The 23,452-nt window shown below is 74.2% G+C and carries 17 protein-coding genes; 10 read left to right on the top strand and 7 right to left on the bottom strand.

Annotated features, from left to right (window positions below):
* Window positions 1–86: 86 nt before the first annotated feature.
* Both ACIBCA_RS31610 and ACIBCA_RS31605 read left to right on the top strand, forming a co-directional pair.
* Window positions 87–1,505 (top strand): pyridoxal phosphate-dependent decarboxylase family protein, encoded by a 1,419-nt coding sequence (locus ACIBCA_RS31610; protein ID WP_396286483.1) that lies wholly within the window; start codon window positions 87–89, stop codon window positions 1,503–1,505.
* Window positions 1,506–1,582: 77 nt separating this feature from the next.
* Complete coding sequence (locus ACIBCA_RS31605) at window positions 1,583–2,011, top strand: hypothetical protein (RefSeq protein ID WP_396286482.1); 429 nt, start codon at window positions 1,583–1,585, stop codon at window positions 2,009–2,011.
* 19 nt (window positions 2,012–2,030) lie between these two features.
* Here ACIBCA_RS31605 and ACIBCA_RS31600 read toward each other — a convergent pair whose 3' ends face one another.
* The 5 genes from ACIBCA_RS31600 to ACIBCA_RS31580 form a co-directional block, all read right to left on the bottom strand.
* Window positions 2,031–2,783, bottom strand: a complete 753-nt coding sequence (locus ACIBCA_RS31600; RefSeq protein WP_396286481.1) for a hypothetical protein — start codon at window positions 2,781–2,783, stop codon at window positions 2,031–2,033.
* Window positions 2,784–2,894: 111 nt separating this feature from the next.
* Window positions 2,895–3,908 (bottom strand): tyrosinase family protein, encoded by a 1,014-nt coding sequence (locus ACIBCA_RS31595; protein WP_396286480.1) that lies wholly within the window; start codon window positions 3,906–3,908, stop codon window positions 2,895–2,897.
* A gap of 1 nt (window position 3,909) precedes the next feature.
* Complete coding sequence (locus ACIBCA_RS31590) at window positions 3,910–4,242, bottom strand: hypothetical protein (protein WP_396286479.1); 333 nt, start codon at window positions 4,240–4,242, stop codon at window positions 3,910–3,912.
* Between the two features lie 117 nt (window positions 4,243–4,359).
* Window positions 4,360–4,587, bottom strand: coding sequence for a hypothetical protein (locus ACIBCA_RS31585; RefSeq protein ID WP_396286478.1), 228 nt, complete (start codon window positions 4,585–4,587; stop codon window positions 4,360–4,362).
* 109 nt (window positions 4,588–4,696) lie between these two features.
* Window positions 4,697–8,626: an amino acid adenylation domain-containing protein gene (locus ACIBCA_RS31580; protein ID WP_396286477.1), complete on the bottom strand. Its 3,930-nt coding sequence runs from the start codon at window positions 8,624–8,626 to the stop codon at window positions 4,697–4,699.
* Between the two features lie 200 nt (window positions 8,627–8,826).
* Between ACIBCA_RS31580 and ACIBCA_RS31575 the strand changes: the two genes are divergently transcribed.
* The 7 genes from ACIBCA_RS31575 to ACIBCA_RS31545 all read left to right on the top strand — a co-directional run bounded on the left by ACIBCA_RS31575 (window position 8,827) and on the right by ACIBCA_RS31545 (window position 17,075).
* Window positions 8,827–9,534, top strand: a complete 708-nt coding sequence (locus tag ACIBCA_RS31575) for a GNAT family N-acetyltransferase (protein WP_396286476.1) — start codon at window positions 8,827–8,829, stop codon at window positions 9,532–9,534.
* A 285-nt stretch (window positions 9,535–9,819) separates the two neighbouring features.
* The gene (locus tag ACIBCA_RS31570; protein WP_031069511.1) at window positions 9,820–11,082 is read left to right on the top strand and encodes a MurT ligase domain-containing protein; all 1,263 of its coding nucleotides are present in this window, start codon (window positions 9,820–9,822) and stop codon (window positions 11,080–11,082) included.
* 46 nt (window positions 11,083–11,128) lie between these two features.
* A complete protein-coding gene (locus tag ACIBCA_RS31565) occupies window positions 11,129–11,857 on the top strand; it encodes a type 1 glutamine amidotransferase (protein WP_396286475.1) in 729 nt (242 codons plus the stop codon).
* A 398-nt stretch (window positions 11,858–12,255) separates the two neighbouring features.
* Window positions 12,256–13,281, top strand: a complete 1,026-nt coding sequence (locus ACIBCA_RS31560) for a 6-phosphofructokinase (protein ID WP_396286474.1) — start codon at window positions 12,256–12,258, stop codon at window positions 13,279–13,281.
* Between the two features lie 79 nt (window positions 13,282–13,360).
* Complete coding sequence (locus tag ACIBCA_RS31555; RefSeq protein WP_396286473.1) at window positions 13,361–14,356, top strand: 2-hydroxyacid dehydrogenase; 996 nt, start codon at window positions 13,361–13,363, stop codon at window positions 14,354–14,356.
* Window positions 14,357–14,724: 368 nt separating this feature from the next.
* Entirely contained in the window at window positions 14,725–16,005 is a 1,281-nt protein-coding gene (locus tag ACIBCA_RS31550) for an esterase/lipase family protein (RefSeq protein ID WP_396286472.1), read from the top strand.
* Window positions 16,006–16,016: 11 nt separating this feature from the next.
* A complete protein-coding gene (locus ACIBCA_RS31545) occupies window positions 16,017–17,075 on the top strand; it encodes an alpha/beta fold hydrolase (protein ID WP_396286471.1) in 1,059 nt (352 codons plus the stop codon).
* A gap of 178 nt (window positions 17,076–17,253) precedes the next feature.
* Here the strand turns inward: ACIBCA_RS31545 and ACIBCA_RS31540 are convergent, their stop codons facing one another.
* Window positions 17,254–18,432, bottom strand: coding sequence for a CopD family protein (locus tag ACIBCA_RS31540; protein ID WP_396286470.1), 1,179 nt, complete (start codon window positions 18,430–18,432; stop codon window positions 17,254–17,256).
* A gap of 151 nt (window positions 18,433–18,583) precedes the next feature.
* Between ACIBCA_RS31540 and ACIBCA_RS31535 the strand changes: the two genes are divergently transcribed.
* Window positions 18,584–21,445 (top strand): BTAD domain-containing putative transcriptional regulator, encoded by a 2,862-nt coding sequence (locus ACIBCA_RS31535; protein ID WP_396286469.1) that lies wholly within the window; start codon window positions 18,584–18,586, stop codon window positions 21,443–21,445.
* Between the two features lie 213 nt (window positions 21,446–21,658).
* Here ACIBCA_RS31535 and ACIBCA_RS31530 read toward each other — a convergent pair whose 3' ends face one another.
* A complete protein-coding gene (locus tag ACIBCA_RS31530; protein WP_396286468.1) occupies window positions 21,659–23,416 on the bottom strand; it encodes a serine/threonine protein kinase in 1,758 nt (585 codons plus the stop codon).
* Between the last annotated feature and the right edge of the window lie 36 nt (window positions 23,417–23,452).

Below are 23,452 nucleotides of genomic sequence, written 5' to 3'. Positions count from 1 at the left end.
GCGCGGGCCCGTCTCGTAGGATCACCCGACCCGGGTGCGCCGAGGACGCCGCGCCTCCCCCACGGTCCGCCCAGGAGCACCACCGCATGACCGACTTCCGCGCCGCCGCCCACACCGCCGCCGACCTGGTCAGCGACTACCTCGCCGAACTGCCCGCCCGCCCCGTCTGGCAGCCCATGGACGCCGCCGCCCGCGCCGCCCTCCTGGACGCCCCGCTGCCCGCCGAGGGGCAGCCCCTCGACGAGCTGCTGACCGCCATCGGGCGCGACGTCCTCCCGTACCCCATGGGCAACGGCAACCCGCGCTTCTTCGGCTGGGTCAACTCCGCCCCCGCCCCCGCCGGGGTGCTCGCCACCCTCGCCGCCGCCGCGATGAACCCCAGCTCCGCCGGCGGCGACCACGCCGACGTCCACCTCGAGCGGGCCGTGGTCCGCTGGATCGCCGAACTCGTCGGCTTCCCGCACCCGGCCGGCGGCGGGCTGCTCACCTCCGGCACCTCGATGGCGACCATCGTCTGCCTGGCCGCCGCCCGGAACCGCGCCGCCCGCCGGGCGGGCGTGGACGTGCGCGAGGAGGGCCTCGCGGCCCTGCCGCCGCTGGTCGGCTACGTCACCGGAGAGACCCACTCCTGCGTCCGCAAGGCCGCCGAACTCCTCGGCCTCGGCAGCCGCCACCTGCGCACCGTCGCCACCGGGCCGGACGGCCTCATCGACCCCGCCGACCTGCGCGCGGCCGTCGAACGCGACCGCGCCGCCGGACTGCTGCCCTTCCTCGCCGTCGCCTCGGCCGGCACCGTCGGCACCGGCGCCGTCGACGCCTTCGGCCCGATCGCCGACCTCTGCGCCGAGCAGGGCCTGTGGCTGCACGTGGACGGCGCGTACGGCGCCTTCGGCCGCCTCGACCCGGCCATCGCCCACCGCTACGAGGGCCTGGAGCGCGCCGACTCCCTCGCCCTCGACCCCCACAAGTGGCTGGGCGTGCCCGTCGACTGCGGCTGCGCACTGGTGCGCGACACCGAGGAGCTGCGCGGCACCTTCAGTCTCGTCCCCTCCTACCTGCGCGACGAGGCCGCCGGCGAGCTCGGCTGGTTCTCCGAGTACGGCACCGAGCAGACCCGCCCGTTCCGCTCCCTCAAGGTCTGGGCCACCATCGCCCACAAGGGCCGCACGGGCCTCGCCCAGGACATCGCCCGCTGCACCGAACTGGCCCGACGCCTGGGCGAACTCGTCGAGGCCGACGAGGAGTTGGAGCTGCTGGCGGAGGTCCAGACCTCCATCGTCGCCTTCCGCCACCACCCCGCCGACCTCGCCGAGTCGGACCTGAACGCCCTCAACCGCGCCCTGCCCGTCGCCGTGCAGCGGCGCGGCAGGGTCTTCGTCACCGGCGCCCGCCTCGGCGAGCGGGAGATGCTGCGCGCCTGCCTCCTCAACGCGGAGACCACGGAGGCGGACCTGCGCCTGCTGCTCGCCGAGGTCAAGGCATCCGCCCGCGACCTTCGGCCGTAACACGCCGTACGGGACCTTAACCGCCGGGTCACGGCGGATACGCGGCCGGGAAACACCGGTCCGGCACGGTAGAGGCCATGGAGCACATGGAGCACACGAAGTCCTCTCCCCGCCACGCCCGCCGCTGGCGCCGCGACGCCGTCGAGCTCGCCGCCGTCTTCCTCTCCGTCACCGCCGCCGACCTGGTGGCGAAGATCGTCGCGCACGGCCCGGACGGCCCGGTGGTCCTCGCCACCTCGGCCGTCGCCCTGCTCGCCGTGGCGCTCCTGCACACCTGGTGGTCGCCGCACGCCCCGCCCCCGACCACCCTGTGGCGCGTGCACACCGCGCCGCTCGCCCACACCCCCGCGACCCTGGCCGACCACGAGATCACCCTGCTGTCGCTCCACCCGGGCACGGAGGAACTGTTCCTGCGCACCCCCCGCTCCCTCGACCCCGGCACCCTGGCCACCCTGCTCACCACCACCGGCCACACCCTGCGGGGCATCCCCACCCGGATCGCCTGAGCCGGGGCCTGGCGCGGGCTCAGCCCTCGGCCTCGACCTCGACGGCCGCGCGGATCTCCAGAGTCTGCTTGGCCAGGTCCTCCAGGCGGTCGATCTTCCCGGACTGGTCCAGGACGACGCCTATCGTCGTACCGTCCGCCCAGCCGCAGACCGGGTCCTTGTACCTGCCCGTGGGCAGGAAGCCGCATTCGAGCACGCCCCCGAGCGGACCGGCCGGGAAGTCCGCACGGTCGTCCGCCCTGGTCAGACCGCGGCCGAAGAACCTGTCGAGCTCCGTCCTGGCATCCCCGAAGCTCCCGCTCGCCCCGAACAGCGTCAGAGTGCCCTCACGCGCGCCCTCCGGGCCGTAATCGGCCACCACCACGTCCTGGTATCCCCGGTGCGCCCTCATCTGGCCGGCGACGGTCCGCGATCCGCTCTTGAGAGCGGCGTCCGGGACGCGGACCTGGTCGCCGATCCGGTCCGCCAGCACGATCCTGTGCGGCTCCGGGCTGCCCGCCCCGGTGACGGCGGCCACGGTCAGTCCGGTGAAGAGGCCCACGACCACCACGGCCGCGATGATCGCCTTGCGCGAGACCCGGCGGTACCAGGGCAGCGGGGCGACGGGCTGCGTGGTGTTCGCCCAGATCGCCTGCAGGCCGCTCAGGCGCTCCGCCCCGGATTCGGCTCCGGCTCCGGCTCCGGCTCCGGCTCCGGCTCCGGCTTCAGCCTCGGCTCCGGCCTCCGCATCGGTATCGGTGGTTCTGTCGGTTTCGGCCGTGGACTCGGTCATGTGGGAGGCATCCAGGGGTCAAGGGGCGGCAAACTCGAACACCCGTGTGCCGAGCGACGCACACCTTACGACAGTGTGCGGACTGTCCGTCATCCCTTTTTCCCCGCCCCCTCAGGGCAGCACGTCGTAGCTGTACAGCGCCGAGACGTCCAGCACCGAGCGCGGGGTCGCGGAGGCGCCCAGGGGCGAGACGATCGGGTCGTCGATGCGTTCGCCCTGGAGGGTGGCCGCGGGGGCGGTCATGTCCGGGGCGTAGATGGTGCCGTAGCGGTGGAGCCAGCTCTGCCAGATCCGGTCGACGTTGCAGTGGTGGAGGAAGAACACCGGGTCGTTGGGTGAGGTGGAGGGGCCCATGTCGCCGCCGAGCCATACGTGGACCTGGTTGTGCAGGTGGATCGGCTGGAGCGGGTCCTTCGGGACCCAGCCCTCGAGCCGGTCGCGGAAGCCCTCGGAGGAGACGTCGAAGTCGGCGGTGTCGTACCGGTCTCCGGCCGCGCTCCCGGCCGGCGGCGCGTAGTCGAGGGCGTCCTTCACGTCCGCGCCGGTCGGCAGGGTGGGCCAGCCGAACGGAACCGGCTGGGCGAAGGAGCGTCGCAGGCCCCGGCTGGTCTGACGGAAGCTCATGCCGGTGGGCCCGGCGGCCTCGATGCGTACGGTGAAGCTGTTGGGGTCGTTGGGGTCGAAGGCGAAGGGGCCGTCCGACACCGGGTCTCCGTCGCCGCCCAGGTAGGCGGGGGTGAAGACGGTGGCCGTGGTGGGCGAGCCGGCGTCGCCGTCCGCCGCCCAGTCCCAGTACGGGAGGGCGAAGTCCGGTTTGTTGAGCACCCGTTGGAGGTTCTGCTCCAGGAAGCTCAGCATCACCCGGTGCCAGGGCAGGAAGATCGGGCCGCGGTGGGCGGCGTTGCGGGTCTGCGGGTCCCCGCCGGGCGGGACCGGGGTCCTCATCGTCCGGCCGTGCCAGACCACGAACAGGTCGTAGGTGCGCAGCGGCGCGGTCGGGCCGGGGACGCCGAACTGCTTGGTGGTGGTGCCGCTGTCCTCCTGCTTGAGCAGGCCGACGCCGCGGACGTAGTCGTCGCGGGCGGTGGTGTCGGTGAGGATGTTGCGGCGGGTGACGGCGGCCATCTCACCCACCCGCCTTGAAGGCGTCGGGGTAGGTGTTGATCAGCACCCGTACGGCGTCCACGGCGGAGAGGAACTGGTAGGCGGGCAGGCCGTGGCAGGAGAGCATGCCGCTGTTGTCCACGTCCATCCCGGCGTCGACGCGCTTGCCGTCGACGGTGATCTCGTAGCTGGTGGTGACGCTGATCCGGTGGCCGCGGAACTCCGCGGTGCGGACGGAGGTGACCGGGGCGTGGCCCATGTGCATGGGCGGCTGGGGCAGGGCGGCGAGGTAGGCGCCCAGGGTTTCGGGGTGTGCGGCGGCTTTCAGCTTCACGGGGTCGATGGTCGGGTCCATGGGTCGGCTCCCTGCCGGTGGCGGCTCCGGTCGTTCCGGAGCCGGGAGGCCCCTTCTCCATCCTCGTGCGCGCCCCGCCCGCCCGCAGCCCGGGCGGGCGGGGCCTCCAGAGGTGTCTCAGCCCTTCGGGGCGGGCTGCACCACGCAGGCGGCGTTGCCGAGGGCGGAGCCGAAGCCGCCGAGGAGGGTGGAGACCACGGTCTTGCAGGCGGCGGCCTCCTGCGCGTTCTTCGGGCCGTTGTTGTCGGCGGCGGCGGCCGACTGGGCGAGGGCGAGCGGGGCGGCGAGCAGCAGGGCGCAACAGGCGGTGACGATCGCGGACTTCTTGACGAACTCGACGGACATGGCGGGAGCCCCTTCGGAGGTGTCGGGTGGTCGGCGGTGAGCCGAGCCATCCCTATCCGAAGGGGCTCCGTCCGGCGCGGATTCTGCGCCGTCCGTGGGCGTGTCCCGGTCAGGCTGCGCCGGCCGCGCCGCCCGTCCCCCGCTCCACGGCCCGGATCGCCGCGGCGAGTTCGTGCACTCCGGGCTCCCTCAGCACCCCGTAGTGGTCACCGGCCAGTTCGAGGACGGTGGGCGGGGTGGCGCTGTAGCCGGTGCTGCCCTCGATGAAGGAGTAGTCGTCGCCGGATGCCTTGAGGATGGTGACCGGCGCGTTCAGGCGCCGTTCGGCGAGTTCGGTGAAGCTGTAGTCGAACTCGTAGGTCCCGCCGATGATCCGGGTGATGCGCCGGATCAACTCTTCGTCCAGGTCGGGCAGTTGCCGGTGGACGAAGGCGGTGAAGCCGTCCTCGTCGGCCACCTCGGCGAGGCAGCGCTCCAGGTCGGGGCCGCCGACCCTCCCGGCGAACACCGAGTGGAGGATGGTCAGGTACGCCGGGTTGGCGTAGGTGGCCTGGCGGCCCCAGCGGCGGGCGTCGCCGCGGCGGACCTTCGGGTTGCCGGGGCAGATCAGCAGCAGGTTCTCGACCTGCTCGCCGGCCTGTTCCAGCTGCCAGGTGGCCTCGAAGGCGACGCGGGCGCCGAAGGAGTAGCCCCACAGGGTGTACGGGCCCTCGGGCTGCACCCGGCGCAGTTCGGCGAGGTCGGTGGCGGCCATCTCGCGGATGGTGGCGTACGGCGTCTCGCCCGCGTTGATCCCGTACGCCTGGACGCCGTAGAAGGCGCGGCCGTCGCCGGCCTCCCGGCCGAGCGCCCGCAGGTTCATCGGGTACCCGCCCAGGCCCGGCCAGCAGAACACGGGCCGGCGGCCGTCACCCCGGGCGAGCGGCACCAGCCGCGAGGCGGCGCCTGCCGAGCCCGCCGAGCCGGCCACGCCCGCCCGGTCGATCCGCGCGGCGAGGTCGCCCAGGCGGGGGCACTCGAAGAGCACCTGGAGCGGCAGGGTGACGCCGCACTCGCGGTTGATCCGGTTGACGAGGGCGACGGCGATCAGCGAGTTGCCGCCGACGGCGAAGAACTCGTCCGTCACGGACACCTCCTCGTAGCCGAGCGCCTTGCCCCAGGCCGCGGCCAGCCAGCGCTCCCGCTCGGTGGCGGGGGCGACGAACTCGCCGCGCACGTCGGCGGTGCGCACGGTGTCGGAGGCGGCGAGGGCCTTGAGGTCGACCTTGCCGTTGGCGGTCAGCGGCAGCGCGTCGACCACCAGCACCCGGTTGGGGAGCATGTAGTCGGGCAGGAGGGTGGCGAGTTCGTCCTTGATGATCTCGGCCGGGCCCTTCATGTGGACGGCGTCCTCGCGCATGCCCTCGCTGAGGATCTGCTCCTCGCTGACCTTGCCGCCGAGGAAGAAGTATGACGGGCCGGCGGCCAGCCCGGCCGCCTCCAGGAGTGCGTCGATGCGGCGCGCGGCGGGCAGCGGGTGGCCGGACTTGGAGCTGTAGCCGGAGGACATGAAGCCCAGGCCCAGGCCGTTGCGCTGGAGGCGGTGCAGTTCGGTGCCGAGCGCGATGTACTCCAGCCACTGGCGGCCCTCGCCGGCGCGGGCGACGGCGGTGATGCCGAACGCGGCCCTGGCGTACACCGACTGGTTGATGGCGATCACGTGCCGGGCCTCGACGACCTCGTCCGAGACGCGGGTCAACTCGCCCTCGCCGTACCGGTAGAGGCCGGCGGGCAGGCCCTCGACCCTGCCCTCGTGGGCCTGGACGTACAGGTCCACGGGGACGGGGTTCCGTACGCCGGCCCGGCCGACCTCGAAGCTGCCCAGGTACTCGTCCTCCTCGGCGACGTCCAGGCGCGCCTGGACGGCCGGGTCGGGGTCGAGCGGGCGCACGGCGAGGCCGTACTCGGGCAGCACCTCGTCCAGGACGCCGAGCAGGTGGCCGGTCTCGAACTCCATGACCTCGCGGATGTTGTTCTTGTAGACCGGCTCGATGGCCCCGGTCCGCCCGGAGAAGTGCAGTGTCAGGTAGGCCTGTTCGCGCGGCTGGGCGGCGCCGACGCGGACCAGGGAGTGCTCGACGGGGTGGTAGTAGTACAGCCCGGCCGCGAGGCCGTCCAGTCCGCCGGTCTCCAGGTGGATCTGGGTGGCGTAGAGGGCGCCGGGCGAGGCGTAGGCGTACTTGGGCAGCAGCCGCTCCTCGCTGTGGAACTGGCCGAACCAGCGCAGGATGCGGCCGAGTTCGGGGAAGCTCAGCAGCTCGGGGCCGCGCGCGAAGCCGCCTTCGGGGCGGGGGGCGAGCAGGGCGAGGAGGTCCTCGCGGGTGACCGGGCCGCCGTCGTAGAAGCGGTAGGTCTTGCGGGCGAAGACGGCGCGGCGCTGGGCCTCGGTCTCGCGCCTGCCGGGCAGGGCGACGCGCTCGCGGCCGGCGAGGGAGGCCGGGTCGCGCACGCCCGGGTCGGAGAGCTGGGCGCGCACCTGGAGGCGGCTGGCCTTGGACTGGTGGTGGCCGCCGTGGCTGCCCTGGTCCATCAGGGCGGCCTCGCGCGGGTTCAGTTCCACGCAGGCGACGAGGTCCTGGCGGCCGGTGCGCTCGTCGTCGGTGACGACGGCGGCCGAGCGGCGCACCCAGGTGTGCTCCTCGATGGCGCGGGCGATCTCGTCCAGCTCGACGCGGTGGCCGCGCAGTTTGACCTGGTTGTCGGCGCGTCCGGCGAACTGCAGGGTGCCGTCGGGGTTCCAGCGGGCGAGGTCGCCGGTGCGGTAGAGGCGCTCGGTGGGGGCGAACGGGGAGGGGACGAAGCGTTCGGCGGTCAGTTCGGGGCGGTTGAGGTAGCCGCGGGCCAGCTGGACGCCGCCGATGTACAGCTCGCCGACGCCGCCGAGGCCCACGGGCGCGAGGTGCTCGTCCAGGACGTAGCACTGGGTGTTGTCCACGGGCCGGCCGATGGGCACCGAGTCGGCGCCGTCGCCGGGGGCGGTGGGGTCGATAACGGTGGGGTCGACCAGGTGGGCGGTGGCGTTGATGGTGCACTCGGTCGGGCCGTACAGGTTGACCAGCGAGGAGCCGGGCAGGGCCAGGGCCAGCTCGTGGGCGAGCCGGCGCGAGAGCGCCTCTCCTCCGGAGAAGAGCCTGGTCAGGCCGGTGCAGTCGGTGAATCCCTCGGTCTCCAGCAGGGCCCGCAGCAGGGTGGGCACGCACTGCAGCGCGGTGACGCCGTGGCGGCGCACGGCGGCGACCAGGGCCTCCGGGTCCCGGTGGATGCCGGGGGCTCCGGCCACCACGCGGGCGCCGACGGCGGGGGCGAGGATCTCCCACTGGGCGGCGTCGAAGCTCATCGGGGTCTTCTGCAGCACGGTGACCTCGGGGTCGAGGTGCCCGGCGCCGAGCAGCCAGCGCAGCTGGGCGACCACCGCGCGGTGCTCGACCAGGACGCCCTTGGGGCGGCCGGTGCTGCCGGAGGTGTAGATGACGTACGCGGCCTCCTCGGGCCGCGGGCCCTCGCCCTCGACCCGCTCGGGCCAGGCCTGCGCCTCCTCGACGGTGACGACCTCGGTGCCCCGGGGGGCGAGGGCGGCGAGGCGCTCGCGCAGGTGCTCCTGGGTGAGGACGACGCGGGTGCCGGAGTCCTCCAGCATGTAGCGCAGCCGGTCCTCGGGGTATTCGGGCGACAGCGGCAGGTATCCGGCCCCGGCGTACAGGACGCCCCAGACGCCGGCGACCAGCGCCGTCGAGGGCTCGGCGAACAGGCCGACGCAGGCGTCGGGGCCGGCGCCGGCGGCGCGCAGCCGGGCGGCGGTGCGGCGGGCCCGGTCGGACAGCTCGTGGAAGGAGAGCTCGCCCTGCGCGCCGATGACGGCCGCGGAGGCGGGGCGCACCCGCACCTGCCCGTCGAGCAGGTCGGTGAGCGCGCTGCCGGCGGGGGCGCGGCGGGCGTGCGGGACGGTGCCGGCGCTGGTGGCGGTGGAGGAGGAGGCGGTGGAGGAGGCGGTGGAGCGCATGGGGAACCTTCGGTGCGTGGACGGACGGGGCCCGGCCTGGGTCCGTCGGTGGACGGCGCCGGGCATGGATCCACCGTCGGGCGCCCGCCGTCCCGGTCGCATGAGGCACTTGTCCAGACCTCTGACGGTGACGTCCCGGGTGTTCGTGCGTTCACGATCACGTAACCGGCCGGAAGCGAGGCGTCGGTAGCGTCGCCCCCATGACGGCTTCCCGCACTCGCCTCGAACGGCTCTGGCACCGGCCTTTCCGCAGGTCCGACCGCAGGTGCGCGGCGCCCGACGGCCAGGCCACCCGGCTGCCCGCGCTCACCGGCGGGCCGTACCGCCTCGCCCGCCCGCACCCGGCCCCCTCCCCCTCCCCGGCCCCTTCGCAGACGCCTTCGCAGACGCCTTCACCGGCCCCCGGACCGTCCCGGCTGTCCCTGCCGGACGGGACGCACCTGCTGCTGCGCCCGGCCGGGCCCGCCGACAAGGCGGCGGCGCTGGCGATGCACGGCCGCTGCTCCCCCGCCTCCCTGCGGCTGCGCTACCACGGGCCCGTGCGCGACGCGGACCGCTACCTGGACCACCTGCTGGACGCCCGCCACGGCCACAGCCTCGCCGTGACGGCCCCGGACGGGCGGATCGTCGCCCTCGGCCACCTGATGTGGGACGACGGGGAGGCGGAGCTGGCCGTCCTGGTCGAGGACGGCTGGCAGCGGCACGGGCTGGGCACGGCGCTGCTGCGCCGGCTGGCGGCGGCGGCCCGGGCGGCCGGGGTGGGGACGGTGTACGCGGTGACGCACGCGGCCAACACCGGGCTGATCGCCGCGATGCGCCGGCTGGCGGCGCCGCTGGACTTCCAGCCGGAGGGCGGCACCCTGGTGATCACCGCCACGCTGGGCTCGCACGAGCCGTGCACCGCCTGATCCTCTGATCGTCTCCTCACCTCATCATCTCTTCACCGGATCCTCACGCGAGGGCCCCCGGGAACCTCCCGGCGCCCCGACGCGTCCTCAGACGGTGCACGGCCCGTCCGTACACCGCCCTCCTCGACGGCCCGTCAGGTCCGCCTCCGACCGCGTCCGAGCAGGCCGCATGGGGTCCGGATCGTGGAGCCCGGCTGCGGAGTCGGTAGGCTGGCCCCGTCCCCGCCGCCCGCCGGCCCGTTGTCCGGCCCCGGGCGGTGCCGCAGCAAGGAGGAACCACTGAGCATGGCAGGCACCGAATCGGAGCCCACAGGCGCACGCGACGCCTCGCTGCCGGCCCGCGCCAAGATCGCGGTCACGGCGGGGAAGGTCGCCGCGGCCGTGTCCCGCAAGGCCGGACGAGGCAGCGGCTCGGTGATCGGCGGCAAGGTCGCCCTCAGGCTCGACCCCGATCTGCTCGGCACCCTCGCCGACCACCTCGACGTGGTCCTGGTCAGCGCGACCAACGGCAAGACCACCACCACCCGCCTGATCGCCGAGGCGCTGCGCGCCGCCGGCCCGGTGGTCTCCAACGCGCTGGGCGCCAACATGCCCGCCGGCATCACCTCCGCCCTCGCCGGCGGCAGCGACGCCCGCTTCGGCGTGATCGAGGTCGACGAGAAGTACCTGGCGATGGTCGCCCGCGACACCCGCCCCAAGGCGATCGCCCTGCTCAACCTCTCCCGCGACCAGCTCGACCGCGCCGCCGAGACCCGCATGATGGCGGAGAAGTGGCGCGAGGGCCTCCAGGACACCGAGGCCGTGGTCATCGCCAACGCCGACGACCCGCTGGTGACCTGGGCCGCCTCCTCCTGCAAGAAGGTGGTCTGGGTGGCCGCCGGACAGGCGTGGAAGGAGGACGCCTGGTCCTGCCCCGCCTGCGGCGGCGTGATGCAGCGCCCCGGCGACGACTGGTTCTGCCAGGAGTGCGGCTTCCGGCGCCCCAACCCGCACTGGGCGCTCCAGGGCACCCACGTCATCGACCCGCAGCGCGGCGCCTGGCCGATCCAGCTCCAGCTGCCCGGCCGGGCCAACCTGGCCAACGCCACCAGCTCGGCCGCCGTCGCCGCCGTCTTCGGCGTCGCCCCGCAGGTCGCCCTGGAGCGGATGCGCTCGGTGGCCGCCGTCGCCGGCCGCTACGACGTCGTCCAGTACCAGGGCCGGGACATAAGGCTGCTGCTCGCGAAGAACCCGGCCGGCTGGCTGGAGACCTTCTCGCTGATCGACGGCCCCCCGGCCCCGGTCATCCTCTCCGTCAACGCGCTCGACGCCGACGGCACCGACACCTCCTGGCTCTGGGACGTCGACTACGAGCGCCTCGCCGGGCACCCGGTGTTCGTGATGGGCCAGCGCAAGCTGGACCTCGCGGTGCGCCTGGAGGTCGCGGGCCTGCAGTTCCACGTCGTGGACACCCTCGAGCAGGCCGTGCGCATGGCCCCGCCCGGCCGGATCGAGGCCATCGCCAACTACACCGCCTTCCAGCAGCTGCGGAAGGTCGTGGCCGGCTGATGCCGGGCCCGCACCACCCTGTTCACGTATCGGAAGGTCTTCGAGGATGAGTGAGAGCAGCCTGCGCGTGGTCTGGGTCTACCCGGACCTGCTCAGCACCTACGGCGACCGGGGCAACGCCCTGGTCGTGGAGCGCCGGGCCCGCCAGCGCCACCTCAACGTGACCCGGATCGACGTCCGCTCCGACCAGGCGATCCCCACCAGCGGGGACATCTACCTGATCGGCGGCGGCGAGGACCGCCCGCAGCGCCTGGCCGCCGAGCGGCTGCGCGCCGACAGCGGCCTCGTCCGGGCCTCCGAGAACGGCGCGATCATCTTCGGCGTCTGCGCCGGCTTCCAGATCATGGGCCACGAGTTCATCAACGACCTCGGCGAGCGCGAGCCGGGCCTGGGTCTGCTGGACGTGTGGACCGCGCGCGGCGAGGGCGCCCGCTGCGTCGGCGACGTCCTCGCCGACGTGGACCCGCAGCTCGGCCTGCCGCAGCTGACCGGCTTCGAGAACCACCAGGGCGTCACCCAGCTCGGCCAGGGCGTGCGGCCCTTCGCCACCGTCTCCGTCGGCCGTGGCAACGGCACCGGCGACGGCACCGAGGGCGCCTGGCGCGACACCGTCTTCGGCACCTACCTGCACGGCCCCGTGCTGGCCCGCAACCCCGCCGTGGCCGACATGCTGATCAAGCTGGCGCTGGACGTCAACGCCCTGCCGCCGGCCGACACGACCTGGTACGACGCGCTGCGCACCGAGCGCATCGCAGCCGCGACCCGCCCCGCCTGAGCCCTTTCCGGGCCTCAGCCGGGCTGGTCCCGGACCAGCCCCGGTCCTTCCGGTACGCCCCGAAGCCGGGTGCCCGCGATGCGGTCACCCGGCCCACGGGCCGCCCCGGACGTACCACAATGGGGCTGCCTACTGCACACCCTCCTCGGCAGCAGGCTGCACTTTCCGCGCGGGGGCGCCGACGGCGCCGCTCCCGCGTCGGCTCCTGCCCGGCCGGACCAGGGGCCGTATGCTCGACTTCGCGGCCGTTTTCGGGCGTTCTGCCCGGATCGGCCGGTCCTTCACCTCGCGGCCACCTCCCCGCCATCGCGGTGTGGGAGCGCCTCGCTACGGTGGCGGCTCGTCGTCCCAGCCTGTAGTCCGGCCGTTCCTCGGTTCTGCTCGGGAGTTGCAAAGCTATGCGTATCGGAGTGCTGACCAGCGGCGGTGACTGCCCCGGCCTGAACGCGGTGATCCGCTCCGTGGTCCACCGGGGGGTGGTCGACCACGGCGACGAGATCATCGGGTTCGAGGACGGCTGGCGCGGTTTCCTGGAGGGCCACCACCGCCCCCTGACCCTCGACTCGGTGAGCGGCATCCTGGCCCAGGGCGGCACGATCCTCGGCTCCTCCCGGGTCCAGCCCAGCCACCTGCGCGACGGGGTCGAGCGCGCCAAGAAGTACTGCTCCGACCTCGGCCTGGACGCGGTCATCCCGATCGGCGGCGAGGGCACCCTCAAGGCCGCCAAGCTGATGAGCGACGCCGGGCTGCCGATCGTCGGCGTGCCGAAGACCATCGACAACGACATCGCGGCCACCGACGTCACCTTCGGCTTCGACACCGCCGTCTCCGTCGCCACCGACGCCCTGGACCGCCTCAAGACCACCGCCGAGTCGCACCAGCGGGTCATGGTCGTCGAGGTCATGGGCCGTCACACCGGCTGGATCGCGCTCAACGCGGGCATGGCGGCCGGCGCGCACGCCATCGTCGTCCCGGAGCGCCCCTTCCACATCGACAAGCTCACCGAGGTCGTCCGCGAGCGCTTCGACCGGCAGAAGAAGTTCGCCATCGTCGTGTGCGCCGAGGGCGCCAAGCCCGAACCCGGCACCATGCACTGGGAGGAGGGCACCAAGGACATCTACGGCCACGAGCGCTTCACCGGCATCGCCACCCAGCTCTCCCGCGAGCTGGAGCACCGCCTCGGCAAGGAGGCCCGCCCGGTGATCCTCGGCCACACCCAGCGCGGCGGCACCCCGACCGCCTACGACCGCGTCCTCGCCACCCGCTTCGGCTGGCACGCCGTCGAGGCCGTCCACAAGGGCGCCTTCGGGCACATCACCGCGCTGCAGGGCACCGCGATCAACCTGGTCCCGCTGGCGGAGGCCGTCGCCGAGCTGAAGACCGTCCCGCAGGAGCGCTACCAGGAGGCCGAGACGGTCATCTGACCGTCGCGCCCTCCCGCGCCCCCGGACGTGCTGTCGCCGTCCGGGGGCGCCTCCCGTGGCTTCCCGTTAGCGTGGGCGCATGGAGATCCTGGCGTACGGAGTGCAGGCCGACGAACGGCCGCTGCTGGAACGGGCCTTCGCGGGCCGGCACGGACTGCGCAGTCTGGACGTGTTCCTCAACCGCGACACCGCCCCACTCGCCGCCGGCTACCCCGTCGTCAGCAGCAGCGTCAACGCCGTCCTCGACGCCCAGACCCTCACCGCCCTCGCCGCCGGCGGCACCCGGCTGATCGCCCAGCGCTCCACCGGCTTCAACAACATCGACCTCGACGCCGCCGCCGGCCTCGGCCTCACCGTCGCCCGGGTCTCCCACTACAGCCCGTACGCCGTGGCCGAGCACGCCTGGACGCTGGCGATGGCCGTCAACCGGCGGCTGGTGCGCGCCGCCAACCGCTCCCGGGAGTTCGACTTCCGCCTCGACGGGCTGCTCGGGCGGGACGTCCACGGCATGACCGTCGGCGTGATCGGCACCGGCAAGATCGGCGAGTGCTTCGCCCGGATCGCCTCCGGCTTCGGCACCGAACTCCTCGGCTGGGACGTCGCGGAGAACCCCGCCTGCCTCCAACTCGGCATGCGCTACACCGAGTTGCCCGAACTCCTCACCCGCGCCGACCTCATCAGCCTGCACGTGCCCCTCCTCCCCGCCACCCACCACCTCATCGACGCCGCGGCCCTCGCCCGGATGAAGCCCGACGCCATCCTCGTCAACTCCAGCCGCGGCGGCCTCGTTGACAGCGCCGCCCTCGTCGAGACCCTGCGCGCCGGGCGGCTGTCCGGCGTCGGCCTCGACGTCTACGAGGAGGAGACCGGCGTCTTCTTCACCGACCGGTCCATCGAGGGCATCACCGACGACACCCTCGCCCGCCTCGTCACCTTCCCCCAGGTCGTCGTCACCAGCCACCAGGCCTACTTCACCCACACCGCCGTCGGCCAGATCATCGACGCCACCGTCCGCAACATCGACGACTTCGCCGCCGGCCGCACCAACGAGAACACCCTCGTCCCGAAGAGCTGACCGGGTGTCAGTTTCCCGGCATGGGAACACGCGGGGCTCGTGACGCGGTGGCGCGGTCGGTGCTCGAAGGGAAGCGGGAGCTCGCCGGACCGGGGCCCGTGCCTGGGGCACCAGCGCGAGCCGGCCGACCCCACCCCGAGCTCGCTCGCCGTCCCGACCGCCATGACGGTGGTGGCCTCACCGGCCGCGGCCCGGGCCCGGTGCGCAGGAGGCGCACCGGCTCGGGCCGCGAGGCGCCCTGACCGCGGCCATGTGGCTGCCCACCACACCGGCGCGGCCGAGGTGTGTGTCGCACCGCCATAGCGAGCCCGTCCCGGCGTTCATAGGGTGTCGCGCACTTGACGCTCGGTGTGGAGGGGTGAACGCGCATGCGATGGTCCGGACGAGGCAGGCGACGAGGGCTGGGCTGGGTGCTCGCCGGGGTGCTGGCGCTGATCGGCGCGGCCGTCCCGGTGGCGCCGGCGGCGGCCGCGGTGCCGTCCAACCTGACCCTGGAGGCGACGTACGGCACCGTCGCCAACGGCTGGGACCGGGTCGAGCGGTACCTCGACACCACCGCCGGCTTCCGGCAGGAGCAGTACCCGCCGGACGGCCGCGGCGACCAGGACGGCCAGCGGCTCACCTTCTTCGGCGGGGTCAAGCAGCCCTTCTCCGGCCGCTTCCTGCTCTACTCCGCCCCCGGCTGGAACACTGGTGGTCACCAGGTGCCGGTGCTGCTGGTCCACGGCGCCAACGACAACCCGGACCGGGCCTGGGCCAACCCCGGCGAGTCCGGCGGCTACGGCTGCGGCTCCGCCTCCTGCCCGAACACCGGGCTGATGCAGAACCTGGCCGGGCGCGGCTACCGGGTCTTCGCCATCGGCTTCGCCCACAAGCAGGGTGACAACCTGATGCAGGCCCAGGAGGTCGGCGACGCCGTCGCGCTGATCCGCGCCAAGCTCGGCGTCCCCCAGGTGGACGTGGTCGGCTGGAGCAAGGGCGAGATGTCCTCGCGGGCGTACGTGTCCTCGGTGAAGCCCGCCTGGGGCCGCCCGTACGCGGGCGACGTACGCAAGCTGATCACCCTCGGCGGCCCCAACGGCGGCTACGACTACCCGTTCGCGCACGGCTGGGCGCACGACTTCTCGATCTGGCCGCAGTGCGGCGGCGCCGTCAACGCACCCTCCCCGCACCTGCACATGACCTGCTACGGCACCTACACCGCGCACCCGGAGTTCTCCTTCACCCCCTCCGGCGGCTACGACGACTACCCAGGGCAGCGGCAGATGCTCGCCCGCTGGGACGGGACCTTCGGCGTCGACCAGACCCAGCAGGACTGGTACACCACCTACTACGGCGGCCAGGGCTTCTACACCGACGGCGGCGGCGTCCAGGCCGCGATCAACGCCGGCTCGCTGATCACCCCGCTGCACCAGGCCGGGGTGCCCTCCTCGGTGACGGCCTACCTGCTGGCCGGCGGCACGCCCAGCATCGTCGGGATCTTCAACGAGAACCGCGGGCCCAGTGACGGCGTGGTCTTCGTGGCCAGCGCGCTCGACAGGACCGGGTTCGGCACCGTCGGCGGGACCGCGCTGATCACCCTCGCCAACCACCTGCAACTCGGCTGGGACGGCGCGGCCGCCGCGCAGGTCGCCGGCTGGCTGAACTGAGGACGCGCCGCATGAGCACCGACAGCACGAGCACCGACAGCACGATCACCGAGCGGCTCGTCGTCACCGAGCGGCTCACCGTCAACCACGCCGAGATCGAGGGCCGCACCGGCGAACCCGTGGTCCTGGTGCACGGAAACGTCTCCTCCGGCGTCTTCTGGCACCCCACCATGGCCGCGCTCCCCGACCGCTATCGCCCCCTCGCCCCCGACCTGCGCGGCTTCGGCCGCACCGAGCCGCTGCCGGTGGACGCCACCCGGGGCCTGCGCGACCACAGCGAGGACCTGCTCTCCTACCTCCGCGCGCTGGCCCTCGGACCGGTCCACCTGGTCGGCTGGAGCATGGGCGGCGGCGTGGTCATGCGACTCCTGCGCGACCACCCGGAGTCCGTCCGCTCCCTGACCCTGGTCAACCCCGTCTCCCCGTACGGCTTCGGCGGCACCCACGGCGAGGACGGGCGGCTCAACTCGCCCGACGCGGCCGGCTCCGGCGCCGGCGGCGCGGCCCCCGACTTCGTCCGGCTGCTGGCCGAGGGCGAACTCGGCGCCGGGTCGCCCTTCGCGCCGCGCTCGGTGCTCGACACCGCGTACGTCAGCGAGCCGCTCGCCGAGCCCGACGCCTACGTGGCCTCGATGCTCACCACCCGCACCGGCGAGGACCACTACCCGGGCGACATCCGCCCCAGCGAGGCGTGGCCGGGCTTCGCTCCCGGCGACCGGGGGGTGCTCAACTCCATAGCGCCGACCCACTTCCGGATCGACGACCTGGAACTGGTCGAGCCGAAGCCGCCGGTGCTGTGGATCCGCGGCACGGCCGACGTCATCGTCTCCGACACCTCCCTCTTCGACCTCGCCCACCTCGGAGCCATCGGCGCCGTCCCCGGCTGGCCCGGCGCCGACGCCTGCCCGGCCCAGCCGATGGTGGCCCAGACCCGCGCCGCCCTCGCCCGCTACGCCTCCGCCGGCGGCCGGGTGCGCGAGGTCGCGGTCGAGGGCGCCGGGCACAGCGTGCACCTGGAACGGCCGAAGGAGTTCCTGGCGGCGCTGGTGGAGGTGCTGGACGGGGCCTGATCCGTGCCCGTCACGCTTGTCACGCCCTGAGCCCCGGTGGCGCGTTCCGCACGCCACCGGGGCTCTCGGGTACCTGCACGCGGCTACCGGAGCCGGCGGGCACTACGCCGGTAGTGGCACTACGTGCGTAGTGCCACTACCGGCGTAGTGCCCTGGGGCCCTTCCCGCCACTCGGCCGTCAGGCGGGTCGCCCACCCACCGTGCGGCGGGCCAGGGCGTCGGACGCCTTGACCGTCGCCCAGAGCGAGAACGCCAGCGCCGCGACCAGGGCGACGCCCGCCCCGAAGACGCCGCCGGAGAAGACGGCCTTCGGGCTGCCCGCCTCGGCGCGGGAGGAGCCCGCGATGAACGGCAGGACGACCAGCACGGCGACACCGAGGACGACCTCGCCCCAGACCACCTTCGGGAAGTGGCGCAGGGTCAGGTGCACCAGCGAGGCGGTGTCGTCCGCGCCGCGGGCCCGGACGATGCGGGGCATCAGCCACAGCTGGTTGAACGCGCCGGCCGCGACGAGCCCGGCGACGAGCAGGAGCTTGACGAGCAGTGCGATGCCGTACCCGGTCGTCCACAGCTGGGAGACGGCGGCGACGTGCCGCCAGCTGAGCCACAGCCCGGAGCCGGTGACGACGGCGACGCAGACCATCGCGACGAGCCCGAAGCGCCGCCACAGGCCGGCCCAGAGCAGCCCCGCACCCGCCCCGAGCCGGCGCCGGGTGCCGGCCAGGGCGACCAGCAGGACCAGCCCGCCCAGCCAGACCGTGCCGGAGACGATGTGGGCCTGGTCGAGCACCAGGTTCAGCCAGCTGTCGACGTCCGGCGGCCGGACGGCGGGCACGGCGGCGACGAACGTCACGGCGAGGGCGAGCGGCAGCGCGGTGAGCGCGATCCGGTCGAGGTGCCGGCGGGCGGCCGGGGCGAACAGGGCCATCAGCGTCGCCGCCGTGGCGAGCAGCACGAGGTTCTGCACGAGGTACACCGTGCCCTGCGCGATCCAGGCGCCCTTGGCGGCGGGCGCCCGCAGGAAGTCCCCCAGGGCGCTCGGCGCGAGGGCGTCGCCGAACGGCATGCCCTTGCCCGCCCGGGCGGCCCGGGCGGCGAGCTGGAAGTAGCCCGCGACCAGCAGCACCGCACCCGACCAGGCGAGGTAGGCCGCCGCCCGTCCGCGCAGCACGTCACGGTCCTCCCGGTCGCCCCCGCTTCCGGCCTCGCGCAGGGCGGGGCGGACGGTGGTCGCGTATGTGACGGTGGCGCCGATGGCGCCGCTGAGACCGAGGAAGTAGCCGGTCTTGGTGAGGATGCGCCAGAGCTGGGGCACGGTGTAGTCGGCCGTGGCCGCAGCGAGGGAGGCGGTGTTCATGGGGCGGTTCTGCCTGTCTGGGCGTCAGGGGCGGGGGATGCCGGCCCGAGGAAGTTAACAGGCAAAGGAAGGCAAGGCAATCCTAACTTCGATCAGTGCGGCGCTGAGCTGGGGGGATGGGGGTCGGTATCATGCGGGGCGGGGTTCGGGTGTGGGCGGAGGGGGCCGGCCGGTGGGTGGGTTGCGGTTTGTGGTGCTGGGGGCGGTGCGGGGCTGGCGGGGCGAGGGGGAGCTCGCGCTGGGGTCGCCGCAGCAGCGGAGTCTGTTGGTGTCCTTGCTGCTGAGGGCCGGGCATCCGGTGTCGGCTGCGCAGTTGATCGACGATCTGTGGGGCGAGGAGCCGCCGGCGAAGGCGACCGGGGTGATCCGGACGTATGTGCACCGGCTGCGGCGGGTGTTGGGGCCGGGGGCGCTGACCTCGTTGGGTGGCGGGTATCTGCTCACCGTCGGGCCGGGGGCGCTGGACGTTCAGCGGTGTGAGCAACTCGTCGCCGAGGCCAAGGAGTCGCAGGGCGACGCGGAGACCGCGAGCACTCTGCGGTCGGCGTTGGCGCTGTGGCAGGGCGAGCCGATGGCCGGGTTGCCCGGGCCGTACGCGGAGCGGCAGCGCGGGGAGTGGGCCGAGCGCAGGGTGGCGGTGCTGGAGGCGTGCCTGGAGGCGGAGGTCGGGACCGGGCCGGGGGCGACGGTGGCCGAGCTGACGGCGCTGGTGGCCGAGCACCCGCTGAGGGAGCGGTTCTCCGAGCTGCTGATGCTCGCGCTGTACCGGACGGGCCGGCAGGCCGAGGCGCTCAGTGTGTACCGGGACGCCGACCGGCGGTTGCGCGAGCAGCTCGGTGTCGCCGCCGGGCCCGGTCTGGGCGAGTTGCACCGCCGGATCCTGGCGGCGGACGCCGATCTCGTGGCCCCGGTCGCGCCGAAGGCGGTGTCCGCCGTCCCGACGTACCGGGCGGCCGTGCGGCCGACCCAGGTCCCCGCCGATCTGGCGGATTTCACGGGCCGGGAGGCACAGGCCGAGGCGCTGCGCGCCGCCCTGCGGGCGCCGCACACCGTGCCCGTGGCCACCGTGTCGGGCCTGGGCGGGGTGGGCAAGACGGCGCTGGCGGTGCACGTCGCGCACGGGCTCGCCGCCGAGTTCCCGGACGGGCAGCTGTACGCCGATCTGCACGGCGGCGCGGACGGACGGCCGACCCGGCCCGAGGAGGCGCTCGCCGCGTTCCTGCGCGCCCTGGGCCTCCCGGCGGACGCCCTCGCGCCGGGGGCCGCCGAACGCGCGGCCCAGTTCCGCTCGCTGCTCTCCGGCCGGCGCGTGCTGGTGGTGCTCGACAACGCCCGGGACGCGGAGCAGATCAGGCCGCTGCTGCCCGGCGGGCCGGGCTGCGCGGTGCTGGTCACGAGCCGGGCGCGGCTCGGGTCGCTCCCGAACGCGCAGGTCGTGGAGCTGCCCGCGTTCGCGCCGCAGGAGGCACTCAACCTGCTGGGCCGTGTCGTCGGGCCGGAGCGGATCGCGGCGGAGCGGGGCGAGGCCGAGGAGCTGGTGCGGCTCTGCGGGAACCTTCCCCTCGCCGTGCGCATCCTCGCCGCCCGACTGGCCTGCCGGCCCGGGTGGACGGTGGCGCGGCTGCTGGAGAAGCTGTCGGAGGACCGCCGGCGGCTGGACGTGCTGCGCACGGGGGACCTCGCCGTCGAGTCGGCGTTCCGGTTCGGCTACGACCAGCTGACGCCCGAACAGGCCCGCGCCTTCCGGCTGTTGGCGGTGCCGGAGGTGCCCGATCTGTCGCCGGGGGCGGTCGCGGCGGTGCTGGACCTGCCGGAGGAGGAGGCCGAGGAGCTGGCCGAGTCGCTCGTCGACTGCTCGATGCTGGAGACCACTCCCCCGGACCGCTACCGCTACCACGACCTCCTCCGGGCCTTCGCCCTGCGGCTGGAGGACCCGGAGGAGGAACCGGTGGCCGTCCTCACCCGCCTCACCGCCTTCCACCACGCCGCCCGCAGCCGCGGCGAGTACGCCGCCGTCGGCGCGCTGGTCGGGCAGTGCGCCGCGCTCCCGGAGCCGCCGAGCCTCGGCCTGCTCGCCGAACTCCTGCTCGACGCGAGCCTGTTGAGCGATACCGGCCAGGCCACCCGGCCGCTCGGCCATGCGGCGAAGGTCCTCCTCCAGGCCGCAGTGCGCCTCGGCGACCGTACGGCCGAGGTGCGGGCCCGGCTCGTCCTCGGACGACTCCTGACCGAGGTCGGCTCCGAGCCCTCCGCGCTCGCCGAACTGCTCAGGGCCCGCGACCTGTGCACGGCGCACGACCTCGCGGGGCGGCTGCTGGCCCTGGCCCACGCCTCGCTCGCCGCGCTGTTCGTCCAGGTCGGACGGCCGGGCGACGCGGTCGAGGGCTTCACGGCGGCCATCTCCGTCTGGGAGCGGCTCGGCGACCAGCGCGCGGTGGCGGCCGAACTCCTCAATCTGGCGGGCGCGTTCACCGAACTCGGCCGGTTCGAGGCGGCCGTCCGGGTCGTGGACCAGTCCCTGGTGATCTGCCACCGCCTCGCCGACCGCGAACTCGAGGCCCTAGCCCTCGACTCCCTCGGCACGATCGCCCACGACCGCGGCGAGTTCGAGCAGGCCCTGAGCCACCACCGCGCCGCCCTCGCCCTGCTGCGGCCGGACGACCGGCGCCGCACGGGCCGTACGCTGCTGCGCCTCACCGAGTCACTGCGCGCCCTCGGCCGTGGCGGCGAGGCGGTGGAGGCGGCGGCCCGGGCGGTCGAGGTGCTGACCCTCGACGGCGACCGCCGCGGCCGGGGGCTGGCCCTCGCCGCGCTCGGCGACGCGCTCGCGGGGACCGGCGCAGGGACCGGCGCGGGGAACAGCAACGCGCAGGCCCGGGCGCACCGGGAGGAGGCCTACGAGATCCTGGCCGCCATCGGCTCCCCCGAGGCCGACCGGCTGCGCACGCTGATCGGCCCCGGCGGGCCCGCCGACCGCCCCCGGCGGCAGTGGCCGTCCTGGCTGCCCGCCTGAGGAACGGCGCGGACAAGGCCTAGTGCCGCGTCAGGCGACCTTCGCCCCGTCGCGCCCCCCGGCACGCACTCTCGCCGCCCCGGCCGAAAGCCCAAGTACGTCCAGTACGAGGGCTTCCGGCCGGCACGCCGAGAGCACGCACCTGGGGGTACCTCCCGGCCGAAGGCTGGGGGAACGCCGCTCCTTGCGGGGCAAAGGTCGCCTGACGCGGCACTAGGAGAAGGTCCACACCTGGTCGGCGGTGTTCGAGCAGGTGGCCGCCCTCAGCGCGTAGTTGATCCCGTCGAACACCAGGCAGTCCCTGGTGGCGTAGTTGACGATGTGGTAGCCGCCCGCCACCGCCACCACGGACCAGGTCTGGGTCTGGCGCGTCGGCTGGTTCGTCCAGATCTGCACCAGCCTGGTCGCCGGGTCCAGGTCGAGCGACTTGGTGAAGTCGGTGGCGGCGTTGCGCAGGGAGTAGTTCCCGTCCGAGAGCTTGTCCAGCCGCCATGCCTGCGCCGTGGAGCCGTTGGCGCCGTAGGTGATGACCTGGTTCCCGTCCACGTTCGCGGAGTGGTAGTTGTCCAGGACGCCGCCGCCGCTGCCGACCTGGACCAGGGTGGGCTGCGGCGGCTTCGTCTCCTGGGTGGGCGGGGCGGACGTCGTCGTGGGGGCGGGAGCGGGCGCGGTGGGCGTGGCCGGTTCGCGAAGGGCGGGCGAAGCGGTGGAGGTCGGCGCCGGGGCGGCCGGCACGGAGGCGGGCGCGGAGGCGAGCGCGGAGGCGGGCGCGGAGGCGGGCGCGGCGGGGGCCGGTGCGACGGGCGACGGGCTGGTCGCCTCGGGCTGGGCGGGCGCGGCGGTGGGCGCGGTCGGCCCGGGTGCTGGGCTCGGCCCCGTCTGCGGGACGGCCGGGGCGGAGGCGGCAGCCGAGGTCGCGACCGCCGGTACGGCCGCCGGTTCCGCCACCGCCGCGGCGGATCCTTCGGCGACGGCCTGCTGACCGGGCCGGATGACCGTCGCCCCGGCGGCGCCGGCCACGCAGAGCAGCGTCAGCACCGTCACCCCGACGAGCGCGCGCACCCGCCGCCCGGCCCGGGAGGGGCGTGCGGGGGAGAGGACAGCAGCGGTCGGCCGGGGCCGGAAGGAGACCTCCGGCACGTCCTCCCCGAGCCCGGCGAGCGCCTCCCGCACGGCCTCCGCCATCGAGACCGCGTCCGGCCAGCGCTCGCCCGCCTCCTTGGCCATCGCCCGCCGGATCAGCGCCTCCACCGGCTCGGGCACGCCCTCGGGCAGCGGCGGCACGGGCTCGGTCAGGTGCTTGAGGATCACCTCGAGCGCGGTCTCCCCGTCGAAGGGCAGCCGCCCGGCGAGGCACTCGTGGAGGACGACGCCGAGCGCGTACAGGTCCGCCGAGGCGGTGACCGTCCCGGTGGACGCCTGCTCGGGCGCCTGGTAGGCGGCGGTGCCGAGGACCATGCCGGGGACGGTGAGACGGGCGTCGCAGCCGGGGCGGGCGATGCCGAAGTCGGCGATGACCGTGCGGTCCTCGCGGACCATCAGGTTGGCCGGCTTGATGTCCCGGTGGACGATCCCCGAGTCGTGTGCGGCCTGCAGCGCCTCCAGCACCTGGAGCGCCATGCGCAGGGTCTGCCCGACGGACAGGGCGCCCGCGCGGTCCAGGACGGCGCTGAGCGGCTCGCCGTCGATGAGCTCCATGACGAGGTAGCCGACCGAGCGCCGCCCGTCCACCTCGTCGTGCCCGTAGTCGTACACGCCGACGATGCCGGGGTGGCGCAGCTGCGCCATGACGCGGGCCTCGGAGTGGAAGCGCTCGGCGAAGCCGTCCTCCTCCAGGAGGGCGGGCTTCACCACCTTGACGGCCACCCGGCGGCCGAGGACCTCGTCCTCGGCGAGCCACACGTCACCCATCGACCCGCCGCCGAGCCAGTCCTCCAGCCGGTAGCGGTCGGCGAGCACGGTGCCCTGCATGGTTCTCCCTGGTCAGAGTCCTCGGACACGCCGAGG

The organism is Kitasatospora sp. NPDC051170 (assembly GCF_044455705.1).
In the GTDB taxonomy this organism is placed as follows: Bacteria; Actinomycetota; Actinomycetes; order Streptomycetales; family Streptomycetaceae; genus Kitasatospora.
The sequence above is the reverse complement of the archived record's forward strand: the minus strand, read 5'-3'. Positions and strand labels throughout refer to the sequence as shown.

Excerpts from the sequence above, each read along its gene's own strand:
- ACIBCA_RS31575 (WP_396286476.1), top strand. The coding sequence starts at position 8,827 with ATGACGGCTTCCCGCACTCGCCTCGAACGGCTCTGGCACCGGCCTTTC.
- ACIBCA_RS31585 (WP_396286478.1), bottom strand. The coding sequence starts at position 4,587 with ATGTCCGTCGAGTTCGTCAAGAAGTCCGCGATCGTCACCGCCTGTTGC.
- ACIBCA_RS31555 (WP_396286473.1), top strand. The coding sequence starts at position 13,361 with ATGGAGATCCTGGCGTACGGAGTGCAGGCCGACGAACGGCCGCTGCTG.
- ACIBCA_RS31600 (WP_396286481.1), bottom strand. The coding sequence starts at position 2,783 with ATGACCGAGTCCACGGCCGAAACCGACAGAACCACCGATACCGATGCG.
- ACIBCA_RS31605 (WP_396286482.1), top strand. The coding sequence starts at position 1,583 with ATGGAGCACATGGAGCACACGAAGTCCTCTCCCCGCCACGCCCGCCGC.
- ACIBCA_RS31590 (WP_396286479.1), bottom strand. The coding sequence starts at position 4,242 with ATGGACCCGACCATCGACCCCGTGAAGCTGAAAGCCGCCGCACACCCC.
- ACIBCA_RS31610 (WP_396286483.1), top strand. The coding sequence starts at position 87 with ATGACCGACTTCCGCGCCGCCGCCCACACCGCCGCCGACCTGGTCAGC.
- ACIBCA_RS31580 (WP_396286477.1), bottom strand. The coding sequence starts at position 8,626 with ATGCGCTCCACCGCCTCCTCCACCGCCTCCTCCTCCACCGCCACCAGC.
- ACIBCA_RS31595 (WP_396286480.1), bottom strand. The coding sequence starts at position 3,908 with ATGGCCGCCGTCACCCGCCGCAACATCCTCACCGACACCACCGCCCGC.
- ACIBCA_RS31545 (WP_396286471.1), top strand. The coding sequence starts at position 16,017 with ATGAGCACCGACAGCACGAGCACCGACAGCACGATCACCGAGCGGCTC.
- ACIBCA_RS31530 (WP_396286468.1), bottom strand. The coding sequence starts at position 23,416 with ATGCAGGGCACCGTGCTCGCCGACCGCTACCGGCTGGAGGACTGGCTC.
- ACIBCA_RS31540 (WP_396286470.1), bottom strand. The coding sequence starts at position 18,432 with ATGAACACCGCCTCCCTCGCTGCGGCCACGGCCGACTACACCGTGCCC.
- ACIBCA_RS31565 (WP_396286475.1), top strand. The coding sequence starts at position 11,129 with ATGAGTGAGAGCAGCCTGCGCGTGGTCTGGGTCTACCCGGACCTGCTC.
- ACIBCA_RS31560 (WP_396286474.1), top strand. The coding sequence starts at position 12,256 with ATGCGTATCGGAGTGCTGACCAGCGGCGGTGACTGCCCCGGCCTGAAC.
- ACIBCA_RS31570 (WP_031069511.1), top strand. The coding sequence starts at position 9,820 with ATGGCAGGCACCGAATCGGAGCCCACAGGCGCACGCGACGCCTCGCTG.
- ACIBCA_RS31550 (WP_396286472.1), top strand. The coding sequence starts at position 14,725 with ATGCGATGGTCCGGACGAGGCAGGCGACGAGGGCTGGGCTGGGTGCTC.